The organism is Kribbella sp. NPDC050459 (assembly GCF_040655315.1).
In the GTDB taxonomy this organism is placed as follows: domain Bacteria; phylum Actinomycetota; class Actinomycetes; order Propionibacteriales; family Kribbellaceae; genus Kribbella.
The window spans coordinates 783,895-800,671 of sequence record NZ_JBFAJQ010000003.1 but is presented as its reverse complement, the minus strand read 5'-3'; the positions used below and the strand labels follow the sequence as shown (position 1 = coordinate 800,671).

General features: G+C 70.9%; 16 protein-coding genes. 6 read left to right on the top strand and 10 right to left on the bottom strand.

Translation table 11 applies throughout. From position 1 onward, the window contains the following. Positions 1–4: 4 nt before the first annotated feature. The 8 genes from AB0I12_RS15050 to AB0I12_RS15015 form a co-directional block, all read right to left on the bottom strand. Positions 5–1,189 (bottom strand): Dyp-type peroxidase, encoded by a 1,185-nt coding sequence (locus AB0I12_RS15050; protein WP_359929395.1) that lies wholly within the window; start codon positions 1,187–1,189, stop codon positions 5–7. After that, entirely contained in the window at positions 1,186–1,680 is a 495-nt protein-coding gene (locus AB0I12_RS15045) for a copper chaperone PCu(A)C (protein WP_359929393.1), read from the bottom strand. The genes AB0I12_RS15050 and AB0I12_RS15045 overlap by 4 nt, the downstream gene beginning before the upstream one ends. A 22-nt stretch (positions 1,681–1,702) precedes the next feature. Continuing rightward, a complete protein-coding gene (gene cphA, locus AB0I12_RS15040) occupies positions 1,703–4,522 on the bottom strand; it encodes a cyanophycin synthetase (protein ID WP_359929391.1) in 2,820 nt (939 codons plus the stop codon). Positions 4,523–4,529: 7 nt separating this feature from the next. Then, entirely contained in the window at positions 4,530–5,600 is a 1,071-nt protein-coding gene (locus AB0I12_RS15035; RefSeq protein WP_359929389.1) for a cyanophycinase, read from the bottom strand. 26 nt (positions 5,601–5,626) lie between these two features. Beyond that, positions 5,627–6,994: a glycoside hydrolase family 16 protein gene (locus AB0I12_RS15030; RefSeq protein ID WP_359929387.1), complete on the bottom strand. Its 1,368-nt coding sequence runs from the start codon at positions 6,992–6,994 to the stop codon at positions 5,627–5,629. Between the two features lie 63 nt (positions 6,995–7,057). After that, positions 7,058–7,939: a GNAT family N-acetyltransferase gene (locus AB0I12_RS15025; RefSeq protein ID WP_359929385.1), complete on the bottom strand. Its 882-nt coding sequence runs from the start codon at positions 7,937–7,939 to the stop codon at positions 7,058–7,060. A 27-nt stretch (positions 7,940–7,966) separates the two neighbouring features. Beyond that, the gene (gene serB, locus AB0I12_RS15020) at positions 7,967–9,184 is read right to left on the bottom strand and encodes a phosphoserine phosphatase SerB (RefSeq protein WP_359929383.1); all 1,218 of its coding nucleotides are present in this window, start codon (positions 9,182–9,184) and stop codon (positions 7,967–7,969) included. A gap of 186 nt (positions 9,185–9,370) precedes the next feature. Further along, positions 9,371–10,102 carry a hypothetical protein gene (locus AB0I12_RS15015; RefSeq protein ID WP_359929381.1) on the bottom strand — a complete coding sequence of 244 codons (732 nt, stop codon included), beginning with the start codon at positions 10,100–10,102 and terminating at the stop codon, positions 9,371–9,373. Between the two features lie 190 nt (positions 10,103–10,292). On the opposite strand from AB0I12_RS15015, the gene AB0I12_RS15010 reads away from it, so the two are divergent. From AB0I12_RS15010 to AB0I12_RS14995, 4 genes are all read left to right on the top strand, one after another. Continuing rightward, a complete protein-coding gene (locus AB0I12_RS15010; RefSeq protein WP_355479411.1) occupies positions 10,293–11,075 on the top strand; it encodes an ABC transporter ATP-binding protein in 783 nt (260 codons plus the stop codon). 72 nt (positions 11,076–11,147) lie between these two features. Continuing rightward, positions 11,148–11,666: an NfeD family protein gene (locus tag AB0I12_RS15005; protein WP_355690588.1), complete on the top strand. Its 519-nt coding sequence runs from the start codon at positions 11,148–11,150 to the stop codon at positions 11,664–11,666. A 128-nt stretch (positions 11,667–11,794) separates the two neighbouring features. Further along, on the top strand, positions 11,795–12,958 hold the full coding sequence (locus AB0I12_RS15000; RefSeq protein ID WP_359929378.1) for an SPFH domain-containing protein: 1,164 nt from the start codon (positions 11,795–11,797) through the stop codon (positions 12,956–12,958). A gap of 99 nt (positions 12,959–13,057) precedes the next feature. Continuing rightward, entirely contained in the window at positions 13,058–13,804 is a 747-nt protein-coding gene (locus AB0I12_RS14995) for a sulfite exporter TauE/SafE family protein (protein WP_359929376.1), read from the top strand. Here AB0I12_RS14995 and AB0I12_RS14990 read toward each other — a convergent pair. Further along, positions 13,788–14,432 carry a TetR/AcrR family transcriptional regulator gene (locus tag AB0I12_RS14990; RefSeq protein ID WP_359929374.1) on the bottom strand — a complete coding sequence of 215 codons (645 nt, stop codon included), beginning with the start codon at positions 14,430–14,432 and terminating at the stop codon, positions 13,788–13,790. The two genes, AB0I12_RS14995 and AB0I12_RS14990, sit on opposite strands and share 17 nt — an antisense overlap. A gap of 50 nt (positions 14,433–14,482) precedes the next feature. Here AB0I12_RS14990 and AB0I12_RS14985 point away from each other — a divergent pair, with 50 nt between their 5' ends. Together AB0I12_RS14985 and AB0I12_RS14980 are read left to right on the top strand one after the other, a co-directional pair. Next, positions 14,483–15,448, top strand: a complete 966-nt coding sequence (locus tag AB0I12_RS14985; RefSeq protein WP_359929372.1) for a zinc-binding dehydrogenase — start codon at positions 14,483–14,485, stop codon at positions 15,446–15,448. 12 nt (positions 15,449–15,460) lie between these two features. Beyond that, positions 15,461–15,892, top strand: a complete 432-nt coding sequence (locus AB0I12_RS14980) for an organic hydroperoxide resistance protein (RefSeq protein ID WP_359929370.1) — start codon at positions 15,461–15,463, stop codon at positions 15,890–15,892. Position 15,893: 1 nt separating this feature from the next. Here the strand turns inward: AB0I12_RS14980 and AB0I12_RS14975 are convergent, their stop codons facing one another. Continuing rightward, entirely contained in the window at positions 15,894–16,715 is an 822-nt protein-coding gene (locus AB0I12_RS14975) for a helix-turn-helix transcriptional regulator (RefSeq protein WP_359929766.1), read from the bottom strand. Between the last annotated feature and the right edge of the window lie 62 nt (positions 16,716–16,777).

Here is a 16,777-nt window from a genome sequence, read left to right as displayed (position 1 = left end):
CAGGTCAGCTGAGAAGTTTCTGGCCGAGCCACTCGCCGGGCCGGAAACCGGGCGGGAGGGCGAAGACGGCGGAGCCGATGGTGGTCGTCCACTCGTTGAGGGCGTCGACGGCGTCCAGCCGGGTCAGCAGCGGGAGGAACTGGCCGGCGATGTCGACCTGGTGACTGAGGAAGATCAGGCCGGACTCGCGGGTCGCGCCGGTGTCGTGGACGTAGTTGAGGCCCTTGCGGAAGATCCGGCGGCCGTCGTTCTCGGAATGATGGGAGAGCCGGGCGTGGGCGTTCTGCGCGATGACCGGGCGGCCGTCGGCGTCGCGGGCCTCGAGGTCGAGGTCGTCGTGCTCGGCGGTGCCGGTCAGCGGTGCGCCGGTGGACAGTTTGCGGCCGACGGCGCGTTCCTGCTCGGAGCGGGTCAGCTCGTCCCAGGTGTCGAGGTTCATCCGGATCCGCCGGACGACGAGCGTCGTACCGTCGCGGAACCAGTCGGGGCCGTCGGCCGACCAGACGGTCCGGTCGAACTCCGGCGTACCGAAGGCGGGGTTCCCGGTGCCGTCGACCTGGCCGAAGAGGTTGCGGCCGGTGACCGGTTCGCCGTTCGCGCCGGTGCTGTCCCAGAAGCCGGTCTGCCGCCAGACCGGGGTCGCGAACGGCTTCGCGTCCGCGACCAGCCGCCGGACGGCATGCACCACGCTCACCGCATCGTCCGCGCCGACCATCACCAGCAGATCCCCGCCCGACCAACCGGCTTCCAGCCGGTCGTGCCGCATCACCGGCAGATCGTCCAGGCCGGCCGGCCGCTGTCCGGTCAGGTCGAACACCCGCGGCCCGAACCCGACCGTCACGGTCAGCCCTTTGTTCGCGACCGCCAACTCCGGCGCGGTGTCGCCGGGCGCCGGACGTCCGTCCGCCAGCGCGACGATGTCGTTGGTCCACAGCCGCATCAGGCGTCCCAGCCCGGCCCGATCCGTGGACAGCTTGAACGCCACCAGCTCGGCCGACGCCGGCGCCGCGCGTGCGATCCCCGCCTGATGCGTTCCGTACGGCGAGATCGCCCGCGCCGGAGGCTGCACCGTAGTCCGATCGGCGCCAACGGCAACAACACCTGTCGCGCCGGCCACGGCCCCAGCAGCAGCCACCCCGCCGAAGCCGAGCACCCGCCGCCGCGAGGGGCCGTTGGTGGGTGTGGTCATCGGGGAGTGGGGTGGTAGTGCTCTTCTTCTTCGGTGAAGGCTTTGACGGGGACTTTGAGGTCGTGAGTGGTGTTGTCGGAGAACTTCAGGGTGAGGGGCACCTCGTCACCGGGGTTCAGGGGGTGCTTCAGCGACATCAGCATGATGTGGTCGCCGCCGGGGGAGAGGTGGGCGTGGGATCCGGCGGGGACCGTGACCCCGCCGGTCTTCTCACGCATCACCATCTTGCCGTCCTGGGTCGCCATCTCGTGCAGCTGCACCACGCCGGCCACCGGTGAAGTTGCCGAGGTCAACTTCACGTCGGTGTCGCCGGGGTTGGTCAGCGCCATGAACGCGGCCGTCATCGTGGCGTCCTTCGCGCCGGTCGTCGCCCGCACCCACGCGTCCTCCACGAGTACGCCGGGGGTGCCGGCCGCGACCTCCTGCGTCGCATTCGATCCGCAACCGGCGAGCAGGAAGGGCACGAACAGCAGCAATAGCCTCGTCTTCACGCAACGGCCAACGAGACGTGCCCTAGGCAAGTTCCCGCGCGGGGTCCTCTGTGATCTCTTCGTCGGGTTGCACGAAGTCCGGGTCGCCGCCCTCGTCACCCGACCGGGCGCCGGCCTGCGCGAGATGCGACACCGATTCGAGCTCGGCGAGCACGGACTGGTGCTGATCGACGCACAACACCACGAGATCACCCGGGTTCGACCGCTCCAGCGCGAACCGGACCGCCTCGAGCTCATCGAGGACGACGTCCACCCGCCGGCACCGCGCGCCGTTGTCCATCGCGGCCCGCACCCCGGCCGTGACCAGCTCCGCCGACTCGCCGCGCTTGCGGCCCCGCAGCCGGGCGTCCTCGCGGACCACGACCACGTCGAAGTGCTGGGCCGCGACCTCGCCGAGCTCGCGGATGTCGTCGTCGCGCCGGTCGCCCGCGGTCGCGATCACGCCGATCCGCGACGGCCGCCCGACCTCGGACGACGCGCTCAGGCTCTCGCCGAGCCGGTCGACGAAGTCACCGAGCATCCGCATCGCGGGCGCGTTGTGGCAGTAGTCGACGATCACGCTGCGCCCGTCGACGTCGATCTCGTTCAGCCGGCCCGGCGACAGGTAGTACGACGTGTTGAACGTCCGCAGGCCCTGCCGGATGTCGTGCAGCGGCGCACCCGCCGCGAACGCCGCCGCCGCGGCCGCCATCGCGTTCTGCACGTTCATCATCGCCCGGCCGCCGAACGTTGCCGGCAGCAAGTGGGTCCACGCGAGCTGCATCGACCGGCGGCCGTGCTTGACGACGATCATGTCGCCGAGGTCCGACCGCTCCAGCACCACGGCGCGCCCGCCGCGGCGGCAGTGGCCCTCGATGTAGTCGCGGATCTCGCTGCCCTGCTCGGCCATGCTGAACCACACGACCTGCCCCGAGCACTTGCGCCGCATCTTCCGCACCAGCGGGTCGTCGGCGTTCAGTACGGCGTACCCGGTCCGCGGCACGGCCTCGACGAGCACGGCCTTCACATCGGCGAGCTGCTCGAGCGTCTCGATGCCGCGCAGCCCGAGGTGGTCGGGCTGGACGTTCAGCACGACGGCCACGTCGTTGCGCTCGTACCCGAGGCCCTCGCGCAGGATCCCGCCGCGCGCCACCTCGAACACCGCGAAGTCGACGCGCGGGTTCTGCAGCACCATCCGCGCGGACTTCGGGCCGGACGCGTCCTGCCGGATCACCAGCCGCTCGTCGATCACGATGCCGTCGGTGGACGTCATCCCGACCTTGCGGCCCATGCCCTTGAAGACATGGCTGATCATCCGCGAGGTCGTCGTCTTCCCGTTCGTCCCGGTCACCGCGACGATCGGGATCCGGCTGACCGCACCGGGCGGGAACAGCATGTCCACCACGGGTTTGGCGATGTACTGCGGTTCGCCGACCGTCGGGTTGGTGTGCATCCGGAACCCGGGCGCCGCGTTCACCTCGCAGATCGCGCCGCCGGTCTCGCGCACCGGCTGGGTGATGTCGGGGCAGATGAAGTCGATCCCGGCGATGTCGAGCCCGATCATCCGGGCCGCCTCCTCGGCGATCTCGACGTTCTCCGGGTGCGCCTCCCAGGTCCGGTCGATCGAGATCCCGCCGGTGGACATGTTGCCGGTGAGTGTCAGCTTCACCATCACGTCCTCGGGCGGTACGTCGTCCAGCTCGAACCCCTGGTCGCGGACCAGCTGGCGGGCCGCGTTGTTGATCGTGATCCGGGTGAGGATCTTCTCGTGCCCGACGCCGCGCCGCGGGTCGGCGTTGGTGATGTCGACCAGCTCGGCCACGGTGTGGATGCCGTCGCCGACGACGTGCGCGGGCACGCGCTCGGCGATCGCCTCCATCCGGCCGTTGATGATCAGGCACCGGTAGTCCTTGCCGGTGACGAAGTTCTCCACGATCACGAATCCGCGCCGGGACTGCTCGGCGGCGATCGGGAACGCTTCGCGGACGGCGTCCGCGTCCTGCAGGTTCAGGCAGACGCCGCGGCCATGGTTGCCGTCGAGCGGCTTGCACACCACCGGGTACCCGATCTTGTGCGCGACCGAGACCGCTTCCTCGACCGTCCGCACCGACTCCGAGCGCGGCACCGGCAGGCCGGCCGATGCGAGCAGCCGGGTGGTCAGGTCCTTGTCGCTGGCGACATCGACCGCGATCGAGCCGGTCTCCGACGTCATCGTGGCCCGGATCCGCTTCGCGTGCACGCCCTGCCCGAGCTGCACCAGGCTGGCCTTGTTGAGCCGGATCCACGGGATGTCGCGGGACACCGCCTCGTCCACGATCGCCTGCGTGGACGGGCCGAACGCGGTCCGCTCGGCCTGCTTGATGAACTTCTCCAGCTCGGTGGTGAAGTCGAACGCCGGCTGTCCATCCTTCATTTGGGGCTGGACGAGGTTGTTCACGAACCGGACGGCGAGTTCACCCGCCGCGAGCCCGACCGCCTCGTCGGCGTACGCGTAGACGATGTTGTAGACGCCAGGCGAGCCCTTCACCTGCCGCGTCTTGCCGCGACGCATGTCGTGGCCGGCCTCCTGCTGCAGTTGCAGCGAGACGTGCTCGGCGATGTGGCCGAGCCAGGTGCCTTCGTACAGCCGCTCGATGAACCCGCCCTTGCGGCCGCGGGAGCAGTGGTGCTGGTCGAGCCGGGGGAGGTCGCCGAGCAGCCGCTCGGTGAAGCCGGGGATCGTGTTCGACGGGAAGTTCTCCAGCGAGCCGAGGTCCACGACCAGGTGGATCGCGGGGTCGTAGCTCCAGACGTTGGGGCCGCGGTACACGCGGGTCTCGATGATCTTCAGGTCGGGGGCGGGCGTGCCGTGGGTTTCGGTCATTGGGGGGTCACTGTTCTGGGAGCGTGCGGTCGGGGGACGCAGGGTGCAGCGGGTCGGCGCCGGCCGCCTGTGTTGGTCTGGTCAGGGGCTCGGTCGCCTCCGGTCTGGATTCCCCGGCCGCGGCAGATTTATTCGCCCGGCGGCCCGCCCGCCGCTTCCGCTCGGCGTAGTACGCCGGTGACACCCCCTCCGCGGCGATCTCCTTCGCGAGCTTGCGCAGGTCCGCCTCGGCGGCCGCGAGCTCGGCGTACTCCGAGGCGGCCGGCTGCGGGCCGTACGACAGCAGCACCCGGTTCTGCAGGTCGAACGTCGCGGTCGCCGGCAGGACGTGCAGGACGACGCCGGACGCCAGGATCGGCTCGGACCGCTTGGCGTTGTGGGCGTTCGACGTGATCCGGGTGCCGTCGAAGATCGTCACGGCGCCGCGGCCGACGACCTCCAGGTGGCTGCCGCGGACGACCGCCGCGGTGTCCTCGTCGACGCCGATCCCGAGCAGGCCGGGGGACTGCGCGACCAGCGACAGCAGCCGGCCGTACCGGTTCCGCTGGGCGAAGTGCTGGTCGACGATCGCGCCCTGGACCAGGCCGAGACCGCCGGACAGCTGACTCATCCGCTGCCGCGGGGTGGCGCCGGAGCGGCCGAACGCGATCATGTGCTCGGCCAGGATGCTGGCGCCCGCCGACGTACCGCCGACGGCCGCGCCGCGTGCATGGGCGGCAGTGACCGCGCGGCCGAACGCCGTGCCGGTGACGACACCCGCGAGCTTGAGTTGGTTGCCGCCGGTCATGAAGATGCCGGTCGCGTCGTTCAGCGGGGCGATGAAGGCCGGGTCGTCGGCGTCCTCCCGGTTCTCCGGGCGGACGCCGACCACGCTCTCGGCGCCGAGGGCCGCGAACAGCGCGCGGTACACGTCGACGACGTCGGGGCCCAGCGCGGACGCGGTGGGCACCACCACGATCCGCGCCTTGGACCCGCCTGCCGCCTCGACGAACTCCTGCAGCACCGTCCGCTTCTTCAGCTTGTCCTCGGCGCCGCCGATGGCGAACAGGGCACCCGGCCCACCCTGCAGTTCTGACATAAGCCGAAGAATAGGTGCTAGGTACCTCAGTGGCCGAACGTGAACCAGTTCAGGTTGACGTAGTCGGCCGGCTGGCCGCTGGTGAAGGTGATGTAGACGTCGTGTGTGCCGGTCACGGACGCCATGTTGGCGGGGACGGTGCGCCAGGACTGCCAGCCGCCGGTGTTGGCGATCGCGAAGCTGCCGATCGGCGCGTTGCTGCGACTGTCCAGCCGTACTTCGACCAGCCCGCTGACCCCGCCCGCGGCACCGGACGCGACCCGCGCCACGAACTGCGTCGCCGCGGTACTGCCGAAGTCGATCCCGCGGTACAGCGCCCAGTCGCCGTTGCCGATCTGCTTCAGGTTCTGGCCGCCGCCGGTGTCGGTCGTGGTCTCCAGGCCCATGCCCGACTGCTGCGCGTACGACTCCGCCTGCAGGGTGCTGTACGCCGAGGAGCCGCCCGGCGGCGGTGTCGTCGGGGGAGTCGTCGTGCCGCCGCCCTTGGCGGTCACCGCGACATAGTCGACGACCATCGGCCGGTCCGGGACGGTCGAGGCGCGCGGCGTCGGCCCGTTCAGCGCGTCCGGGAACGCGCCGCCGATCGCGACGTTCAGCAGCACGAAGTAGCCGGCGTGCGAGGTCATGTTCGACCAGGTGTCGGCCGGGAACTGGCTCTGGCTGAGCGAATGGAACTGCTGGCCGTCGACGTACCAGCGCAACTGGTTCGGCGAGACCGACGTGTCCCACTCGAACCGGTAGGTGTGGAACCCGGACTGGCAGGTCGAGCCCGGGCACGCGCGGCTGGCGCCGAGGCCGGTGGTCTCGTTGCACGGGCCGCCGGGGTTCACGCCGCAGTGCAGCACGCCCCAGACCGAGTTGATCCCGTTGACGTTCTCCATGATGTCGAACTCGCCGATTCCCGGCCAGTTCCAGTAGTTCCCGCGGTACGGCGACCCGAGCGCCCAGAACGCCGGCCAGTAGCCGAGCGCGGCGTCGCCGGTGACGTTCGGCATCTGGATCCGGCTCTCGATCGCGAGGACCCCGCCGGACGGCGGCTTGAAGTCGCCGCGCTGGGTCTCGATCCGGGCCGACGTCCAGTTGCCGGCCGCGTCCCGGCGCGGCGTGATCCGGAGGTTCCCGGCACCGTCCAGGGACACGTTGTTCGGGCTGTTGGTGTAGTTCTGGATCTCGCCGGTGCCCCAGTTCCCGGGGCCGCCCGGGTAGCCGTGGCCGGTGTCGATGATCCAGTTCGAGCCCGACGGCAGACTGCCGCTGGGCCCGTTGAAGTCGTCACTCCACACCGTGGACCAGCCGGCGGGTGGAGTGGGTACGTCGGCCTGCGCGGCGACGCCGATCGAGACGACGGCGAGCAGCGGGACGACCAGGGCGAGTGCGAGGGGGCGGATCCGCATGTCGACCTCCAGGGGCGGTGGATGAGGCCAATGTGAGCGCTCTCACGGCGGTGTGTCAACAGCTCACAGCGCAGTCCGGTAAACCGTCGTGCTGCGGCGGACCGACATCCCGAGCCGCTCGTACATCGCGAGCGCCCCGGTGCCGGAGTGCGTCCAGAGCGTCAGCGTCTGCTTGCCCCGCCGCCCGGCGGCCGCCGCGGCATACGTGAGCAGTGCCCGCGCCAGCCCGCGGCCGCGGAAGTCCCGCCGGACGGCGACCTGGTCGACGTACCCGTCGGGGGAGTCGGGGAGCTCGAGGCTGATGACGGCGCCGACGATCTCGTCGCCGGCGACCGCGACCGGTGACGCCTCGGGGTCGAAGCTGGCGCGCTCGATACTCGTCCCGGCCCACTCGTCGTACTCGTGCCGCCGCGGCTGCCACTCGTCGAAGGCGTCCTGCACGACCTGGTGGACCGCGCGCGCGTCACCCGGCGCGAACGGCCGCAGCGTCACGCCTTCGGGCAGGACTGGTGCGTCGCCGGTGACTGGGCGTTCGAGCAACCAGTTGGTCGCCAGTACGTCGTACCCGCGGGCGCGGAGCAGGTCGGTGCCGGCCGTGTCCGCGTCGTCGACCGTCTGCGCCAGCCAATCGCTGCCGTGCTCGCGGGCGCGCGCCTCCGCCCAGTCGAGCAGCTGGGTCCCGAGGCCGCGACCGACGTACGACGGATGCACGTCGACCTGCGCGCGCCGCCCGCCGTGGACCCACGCCCAGGCGACGAGCTCACCGTCCGGCGCCTCGATCACGCGGGTGTCGAGCTCGAGGGTGATGAGCGGGCGCTGCAGGTCGGCGGCCACGGCGTCCGGACCCCGGTCGGTCTGTCCGTGCCAGAGCTGCTCGGCGGCGGCGATCAGCCGGTGGATCGCGGACGCGTCGTCAAGGGTTGCGGGGCGGTGCGTGAAGTCCATGCGACCGATCCTGCCGCATCGTCGTGATCAGGCGGGGGTGTCGGCGTCGGCCGCCTCGACCTCTTCGCGGGTGATGCCGAGCAGATAGAGGATCGTGTCCAGGTACGGCACGCTCAGGTGGGTGTCGGCGGCGGCGCGGACGACCGGCTTGGCGTTGAACGCGACGCCGAGGCCTGCGGCGGCCAGCATGTCCAGGTCGTTCGCGCCGTCGCCGATCGCTACGGTCTGGGTCAGCGGCGTACCGGACAGCTCGGCGAACCGGCGCAGCGCGGTCGCCTTGCCGGGCCGGTCGACGATCTCGCCGACGACACGGCCGGTGAGCGTGCCGTCGACGATCTCCAGCTCGTTGGCCTTCGCGTAGTCGATCCCGAGCTCCGCGGCCAGCTTGCCGGTGATCTGGCTGAACCCGCCGCTGACGATCGCGAACTGGTACCCGAGGCGCTTCAGCGTCCGGACCAGCGTGCGTGCGCCGGGCGCCAGCTCGATCGCGGCGTACACCTCGTCGAGGGCGGTCGCGGGCAGACCTTCGAGCGCCGCGACCCGGTGCCGCAGCGACTCGGCGAAGTCGAGCTCGCCGCGCATCGCCTGCTCGGTGACCGCGGCGACCTCGGCGAGCCGGCCGGCGTGCGCGGCGAGCATCTCGATGACCTCGCCCTGGATGAGCGTCGAGTCGACGTCCATCACGATCAGCCGCTTGGCCCGCCGGTACAACCCGCCGTCCTGGACGGCGATGTCGAGCTTCTGCCGGACGCCTTCCTGCGCGAGCACGGTCCGCAGCGCGTCCGGATCGGCGCCGGACACGGCGAACTCCATCGCGGTCACCGGGTAGCGCGCCATCCGGCTGATCCGGTCGATGTTGGCGCCGGTGTCGGCGATCCGCCCGGCGACCGCGGCCAGCCCGGCGGCCGACAGCGGGTGCCCGATCACGGTCACCTGGCTGCGGCCCTTGCGCCGCGGCTCGTTGTCGCCGACACCCTTCTTCACCGAGATGTCGACGTCCAGGACGTTCGCGAGCGCCTTCAGCTCGTCCTTCAGGTCCTTGTGGTCGCGCGGGGCGGAGAGCAGCACACCGAGGATCAGCCGGCCCCGGAGGACGACCTGCTCGGCGTCGATCACCTCGAGCCCGCGGGTCGCGAGCGTGGACAGCACCGCGGACGTCAGCCCCGGCCGGTCGGTGCCCGTCAACGTCACCAGCACCGTCGGCCGACCGGCCGCCGCCTTCTCAACCTCACTGAGCTCAGTCATCTCACCCGAACGCTACCCAACCCCCGCGCAGGGCGCCCCCACCGCCCGAATTCCGGCCACTTCGTGCACCAGATCCGCACGCCGAAGCGCCGCGCCACGGCCCCGGTGCACAAAGTCGCCTCGCCCGCGCCGAAGGGGCGCCGCGGCGGCGCGGCGGGGTGGCGCGCGGGGTGGGGTGGGTGGGGGTTAGGGCGCGGGTGGGGCGCAGGCGGCGACTAGGGCTCGGCGGGCGGCGGCTGCGAGGCCGAGGAGGGCGCGGCGCCGGGCGTCCGCCTCCGCGCCGGTCAGCGCGGCGCCGTCGTCCTCGAGGGCCGCGTCGGCGATCGCGAGGCAGCGGCGCGCGGTCGCGGCGGTCTTCACCGCGCGGGGTTCGTATCCCGGCGCCAGGTCGTCGCCGCGCCCGCGCCCGATCTTGCGGATGTCGATCAGCGCGTCCGCGACCTCGGGCTTCCAGCGCGCCACGTCCAGCGCGGCCAGCGACTCGGCCGCGTCGATCAGCGCCATCCGCAGCGCGCGGTCCGCCTCGCCGAAGTCCGCGGGCAGCGGCGACACCGCCGGCAGCACGGTCCACTGCACCGCGGGACCGACGTACGACGGAACCAGTCCGAGCTCCGGCCCCGTCAGGACGACGGCCTCGCCGGTCTCCAGCGCGGCCTCGTTGAACGGCGGCGGCCCGGCCAGGCCGATCGGGTCGCCGGGGATCGGCAGGGCGAGATGCGCCTGCGTCGTCCCCGCGGCGCGCAGCAGGTTCAGCGCGACCGGCAGTGTGGCCGGCTCGGGGTGTCCGGCGAGACCGGCCACGTGGTGACCGACGTCGTCGCCGAGGATCTTCTGCGCGGCGGTGTCGGGATCGCAGGCACCGGTCAGCATCGCGTTCGTCCAGACCGTGAACCGAAGCGAGGCGGAGGTCGTCAGCACGCCCGCAAGTCTCTCAGAGGGTGGTGGGTTCGTCGCGTGCCGGACCTGCGTCACTCACCAACCTGGGCGCCAGCTGAGTTGTGCGCCTGGCGAGCGCGTCGCACGGCGCCCGCACGTGGAGTTGGTGAGTGCTGGGAGTCCGCCGGCACCCGGAGAGGAGTCACCGAGGCGGACCCCTTAGGTTTTGAGCATGACTGCAGTGGTGGAGCTGGCCGGGGTGACGATCGTCCGCGGTGACTCGCGGCTGGTCGACGGGATCGACTGGACGATCGACGAGGCCGACCGGTGGGTGGTGATCGGGCCGAACGGCGCCGGCAAGACGACCCTGCTGCAGGTGCTCGCCGCACAGCTGCACCCGACGTCCGGTGTCGCCGGTCTGCTCGGTGAGGTGCTCGGCGCGGTCGACGTCTTCGAGCTGCGGCCGCGGATCGGCCTGACCAGCGCCGCGCTCGCGGACCGGCTGCCGAAGGGCGAGCGGGTGTCCGACGTCGTGGTCTCGGCGTCGTACGCCGTGCTCGGCCGCTGGATCGAGGAGTACGACGAGCTGGATCACGAGCGGGCCGCGGCGCTGCTGACCGAGCTCGGGATCGGACACCTGGCCGACCGGACGTTCGGCACGCTGTCCGAGGGGGAGCGGAAGCGGGTGCAGATCGCCCGGGCGCTGATGACCGACCCCGAGCTGATGCTGATGGACGAGCCCGCGGCCGGTCTCGACCTGACCGGACGGGAGCAGCTGGTCCGCTCGCTCAGCGCGATCGCGACCGCGGTCGGGGCGCCGGCGATGGTGCTCGTCACCCACCACGTGGAGGAGATCCCGCCCGGCTTCACCCACGCCCTGCTGCTCAAGCAGGGCCGCATCGTCGCCGCCGGCCCGATGGACGAGGCCCTCACCGCCGAGAACCTCAGCGAGACCTTCGACCTCGCCCTCACCCTCAAGCAGGAGGATGGCCGCTACACCGCCCGCGCCCTCTGACGCCGGATCCCAGCGGGCCGGTGACGCGTCGAAACACCTGCTGGGAGCCCCCGACGTGGATAGGCTTGGGAAATGATGGATTGGCTGCGGGACAACATGTGGGCGGCGTGGCTGACGATCGCCGCCGTCCTCGGCCTGGCCGAGCTGGCCTCGCTCGACTTCACGTTGCTGATGCTGGCCGCTGGTGCGCTCACCGCGGCCGGGGTGGCGGCGTTCTTCCCGGGGCTGCTCTGGCTGCAGATCGTCGTCGGGCTGGTCACCGCGGCCGCGATGCTCGCCGCGATCCGTCCGATGATCGTCCGGAAGATCCATCACGGCCAGGAGCTGAAGACCGGCTCGGCGCACGTGATCGGCCGCACCGGCACGGTGGTGAAGGAGATCCATCCCGACGGCGGCGGCTCGATCCGGCTCGGCGGCGAGCTCTGGACGGCCCGGCCGTACGACGAGGTGTCGACGATCGCGCCGGGGACCCGCGTCGAGGTGATGTCGATCGACGGCGCGACCGCGGTCGTGTACCCGGTCGGCGAACCGCTGCACCACCAGCTCGACGCCACCGAGCCGCCGAAGCCGAACGACCCGCCTCAGGTCTGAGCTGTCCGCGCAGTACTGTCGGAAGTAGGGCGGCAGGACCTACCCGACGCGCCGGGAACCGGTACGCGGGATGGCCCGTCCATACGGAAGACTGTCCGTCCTGAGCGTTCTGTCGAGTGGAGGGTCGAGTGACCGCGTTCCTCGTAGTGCTGGCATTGGTCGCCTTACTGGTGATCGTCACACTCATCAAGTCCGTCCGGGTGGTGCAGCAGCAGACCGTCGGCATCGTCGAACGGTTCGGTAAGTTCAAGACCGGCCTGCAGCCGGGGCTGAACCTGCTGACCCCGTTCGTCGACAAGGTCCGCTACACCATCGACATGCGCGAGCAGGTCGTCGCGTTCCCGCCGCAGGGCGTCATCACCGAGGACAACCTGATGGTGTCGATCGACTCCGTCATCTACTTCCAGGTGAACGACCCGGTGCGGGCGACGTACGAGATCTCCAACTACATCCAGGCGATCGAGCAGCTGACCATGACGACGCTGCGCAACATCATCGGCGGCATGGACCTGGAGCAGACGCTGACCTCGCGCGAGGAGATCAACGAGAAGCTCCGGTACGTGCTGGACGAGGCGACCGGCAAGTGGGGTATCCGGGTCAACCGGGTCGAGCTGCGCTCGATCGACCCGCCGCCGTCGATCCAGGACTCCATGGAGAAGCAGATGCGCGCCGACCGCGACAAGCGCGCCGCGATCCTCACCGCGGAAGGTATGCGGCAGTCGGCCGTCCTGTCCGCCGAGGGCCAGAAGCAGTCCGCGATCCTCACCGCCGAAGGTGACAAGCAGTCCCGCATCCTCCGTGCCGAGGCCGAGCGGCAGGCCCGGATCCTGAAGGCGCAGGGTGAGGCGCAGGCCATCACCACGGTCTTCAACGCGATCCACGCCGGCAAGCCGGACCAGGGTCTGCTCGCGTACCAGTACCTGCAGATGCTGCCGTCGATCGCCCAGGGCGACGCGAACAAGCTCTGGATCGTGCCGAGCGAGATCGGCGACGCGCTCAAGGGTCTCGGCAGCGCGGTCGGCCAGGTGGCCGGGATCGCGCAGCAGGCCGAGGGCAACTGGGAGGCGCCGCAGATCGAGAACGGCCAGGTGCCGGAGCTCGACACCGCCGGCGTCGGCAACGGCTCGGGTGGAGCCGCGGTGGCCGAGGCCGACAACGCCGTCCGCGAGGCGATCGCGGCGGCCGAGTCCGCGGCCGTCAGCACCCGCAGCCAGGCCGCGCCGACCACCCCGTCGGTCCCGCCGCCCGCTCCGACCCAGGAGCCCCCCGCGCAGGAACCCCCGCAGCGCTAAACCCCAACCACCACCCAGCCCGCCCGGCCCACCGGGCGGGCTGTTCAGCGGTCGGACAGTTCTGCGGTGCGGCGGTCAGGTGCGTAGAGTTCTTCAGCGATGACATGGTTCGAGGCGGTGTTCGTCCTGCTGGCGGGGATGGGCGCGGGAACGATCAACGCCGTGGTGGGGTCGGGCACGCTGCTCACCTTCCCCGCGTTGCTTGCCGTCGGCATCCCTCCGGTGCTGGCGAACGTCAGCAACACGGTCGGCCTGGCGCCCGGTACGGCGGCCGGCGCGATCGGCTACCGCCGCGAGCTCGAAGGGCAGCGCGGCCGGATGCTCCGGCTGGTGCCGGCGTCGCTGGCCGGCGGCATCGTCGGGGGAGTGCTGCTGCTCACGCTGCCGGACTCCGCGTTCCACGCCGTCGTGCCGGTGCTGATCCTGCTCGGCTGTCTGCTCGTCGCGTTCCAGCCGTGGCTGTCGAAGTTGATCAGCGCGCCGTCGCATCTGCATCGCGGGGCCTGGTGGGTGATCCCCGCCGTCTTCGCGACCGGTGTGTACGGCGGGTACTTCGGGGCCGCGCAAGGCGTGCTGCTGATGGCGATCCTCGGCCTCGGCCTCGACTCGAACCTGCAGCGGATGAACGGCCTGAAGAACGTCCTGGCCACGGTCGTGAACACCGTCGCCGCGATCCTGTTCGTGATCGTCTCCGACGTCGACTGGCTCGCCGCCGCGCTGATCGCGGCCGGCTCCACCATCGGCGGCTTCCTCGGCGCCCGCTACGGCCGCCGGCTGCCGCCGATCGCGTTGCGGACGCTGATCGTCTGCATCGGCGTCCTGGCCATCGTCACGATGGTGTTCTGAGTCCGGCGAGCAGCAGGTCGAGGCCGTAGTCGAACTGTTCGTCGCCCCCGGTCGTGCGCGCGAGCTCCGGCGCCAGCTCCACCACGGACGGGAAGTCCCGCGCGGACAGCGATTCCATCGACGCCCGCAACCGCCGCCAGGCCTCGGGATCACGGCGCTCGGCGGCCATCTGGATCTCCCACGACGTCGACCCCAAAACGTAGGTGAACAAGGTCGTATGGGTCCGCGCCGCCGTCTCCGGGGCGAACCCGGCCGCCCGCAGTACGCCGAGAAGTCCCTCCGCGACCCGGGCCGTCTCGTGACCGCTCAACGGGCGTCCCGCGAGTAGTTGCGCAAGGCAAGGGTGCTCGAGCATCAGCAGCCGAAGCGACCGGCAGACCGCGCGCACCTGGTCCGGCCACGGCACGTCCTGCGGGACGTCCGGCAGGAGACCCATCAGATGATCGCGGACGGCGTCGTACAGGTCGTCCTTGTTCCGGAAGTAGGTGTAGAGCGCCATCGGGCCGACGCCCAGCTCGGCGGCGACCCCGCGCAGGCTGAACGCGTCGGTGCCCTTCGCCTCCATCAGCTCGAGCGCGGTCCGCACGATCAGCTCCGCGCTCAGCGTGTTCCGCGGCGTCCGCGCCATGTGACCCAGCTCCCTTCGACCTCCATAACGTACAGTGTATAGTACGGTGTATGCGAGCCATTCAGATCACCGAGTTCGGCGGCCCAGAGGTCCTGAAGGTCAGCGACGTCCCGGAGCCGGTCGCCGGCGACGGGCAGGTCCTGATCACGGTCGACCGCGCGGGCATCAACTACGCGGACACCCACCAGGTCGAGAACAGCTACCTGTCGAAGACCGAGCTTCCGCTCATCCCGGGCGGCGAGGTCGTCGGGCACACGGCCGACGGTCGTCGTGTGGTCGCCCTGGTCGGTTCGGGCGGGTACGCCGAGCAGACGGTGGCGCACGCGCCGTACGCGTGGGACGTGCCGGAGGATGTGACCGACGGCCAGGCGCTCGCGCTCGCCCTGCAGGGCACCACCGCGTGGCACCTGCTGAAGACGTCGACGCACCTGCAGCCGGGGGAGTCCGTCCTCGTGCACGCCGGTGCCGGCGGTGTCGGCTCACTCGCTGTCCAGCTGGCCGAGCTGTGGGGCGCCGGCCGCGTGATCGCGACCGCCTCGACCGAGGAGAAGCGCAAGCAGGTCCTCGAGCTCGGCGCCGACAGCGCAATCGACGGGGCCATCGACGGTACGCCGGAGGGCCTGAAGCATCGCATCCTCGAGGCGAACGGCGGCAAGCCTGTGGACATCGTGCTCGAGATGGTCGGCGGCCAGACCCTGGACGAGTCGTTCGCCGCGCTGGCCCGCTTCGGCCGCCTGGTCACCTTCGGCGCCGCGTCCCGGCAGCAGGCCGCGCCGATCGACCCGGGCCGGTTGATGAAGGGCTCCAAGACCATCGCCGGCTTCTGGCTGGCCGACTGCTTCGCGAACCCGCAACTGCTCGGCGGTCCGCTCGCCGAGCTGTTCGACCTGACCGCGGCCGGCAAGCTCCGCCCGATCGTCGGCGGCGAGTATGCGCTGTCCGACGTCGCCACCGCCCACGAAGACATGCGAGCTCGCCGGACCGTCGGCAAGCTCCTGCTGGATCCCTCCCACTAGGAAGAAGTCACGATGACTGTCGCAGTAGAGAAGGTCTTGTACACCGCTCACGCCACCGCGCACGGCGGCCGCGACGGCAAGGTAGCCACCAACGACGGCAAGCTCGACGTCGTGGTCGCGCCGCCGGCCGAGATGGGCGGCACCGGCAACGGCACCAACCCCGAGCAGCTGTTCGCGGCGGGCTACGCGGCCTGCTTCCACAGCGCGCTGAAGGTCGTTGCGCGCAAGGCTCGTCTGGATGTCGACGGCTCGACCGTCACCGCCGAGGTCGGCATCGGCCCGATCAACGGCGGCGCCGGCTACGGCCTCGAGGTCGCTCTGGTGGTCAGTCTGCCCGGCCTGGACACCCCCACTGCCGAGGACCTGGTCGCGAAGGCACACCAGGTGTGCCCGTACTCCAACGCCACCCGCGGCAACATCAAGGTCGACCTCAAGGTCGCCTGAGCTACATCCTCGCGAGGGCCCGCAGCAGCAGGCCCTCGGTCGAGGACACCGGGGCCGCGGAGATCGTCAGCCCTTCCATGATCGCGACGTACTCGTCGACCTCCTCGAGCTTGTCGAGGTACATCGCGCTGGCCGCGTGCTCGATGTAGACGATGTCCGGCAGGTCGCCGTCGGGGAACCGCAGCAGGCTGAACGCGCCACCCGCACCCGGGTAGCCGACGCTGCTGAACGGCATCACCTGCAGGGTGATGTTCGGCTGCTGGGACCACTTGAGCAGGTGCTCGATCTGGGCCCGCATGACCTCCTCGCCGCCGACCGGCCGGTGCAGCACGGACTCGTCGATGACGACCCACAGCCGGGCCGGGTTCGGCCGGGTCAGGATCTGCTGCCGGGTGACCCGCAGCTCCACCCGCTGGTCGACCTCCTGGTTCGGCAGGAACGACTTGCCCATCTGGACGACGGCGCGCGCGTACTCCTCGGTCTGCAGCAGGCCCGGGACGAACATCACCTCGTACGTCCGGATCAGCGTCGCCGCGACCTCGAGGCCGACGTAGTTCGCGAACCAGCTCGGCATCACGTCGCCGTACCGCGACCACCAGCCCGGGTTGTTCGCGGCCCGGGCCAGTTCCATCAACCGGAACCGCTCGTCCTCGTCGGCCATCCCGTACAGCTCGAGCAGGTCGTTGACGTCGCGTTCCTTGAACCCGACGCGGCCGAGTTCCATCCGGCTGACCTTGGACTCCGAGGCCCGGATCTGCCAGCCCGCGTCGGCGCGACTGATCCCGGCGGATTCACGCATCCGCCGCAACTGCCCGCCGAGCATGATCCGGAGTGCCGTCGGTCCACCGTCGCCGCCGCTCACCGTCTGCTCACTCACCCTGACCC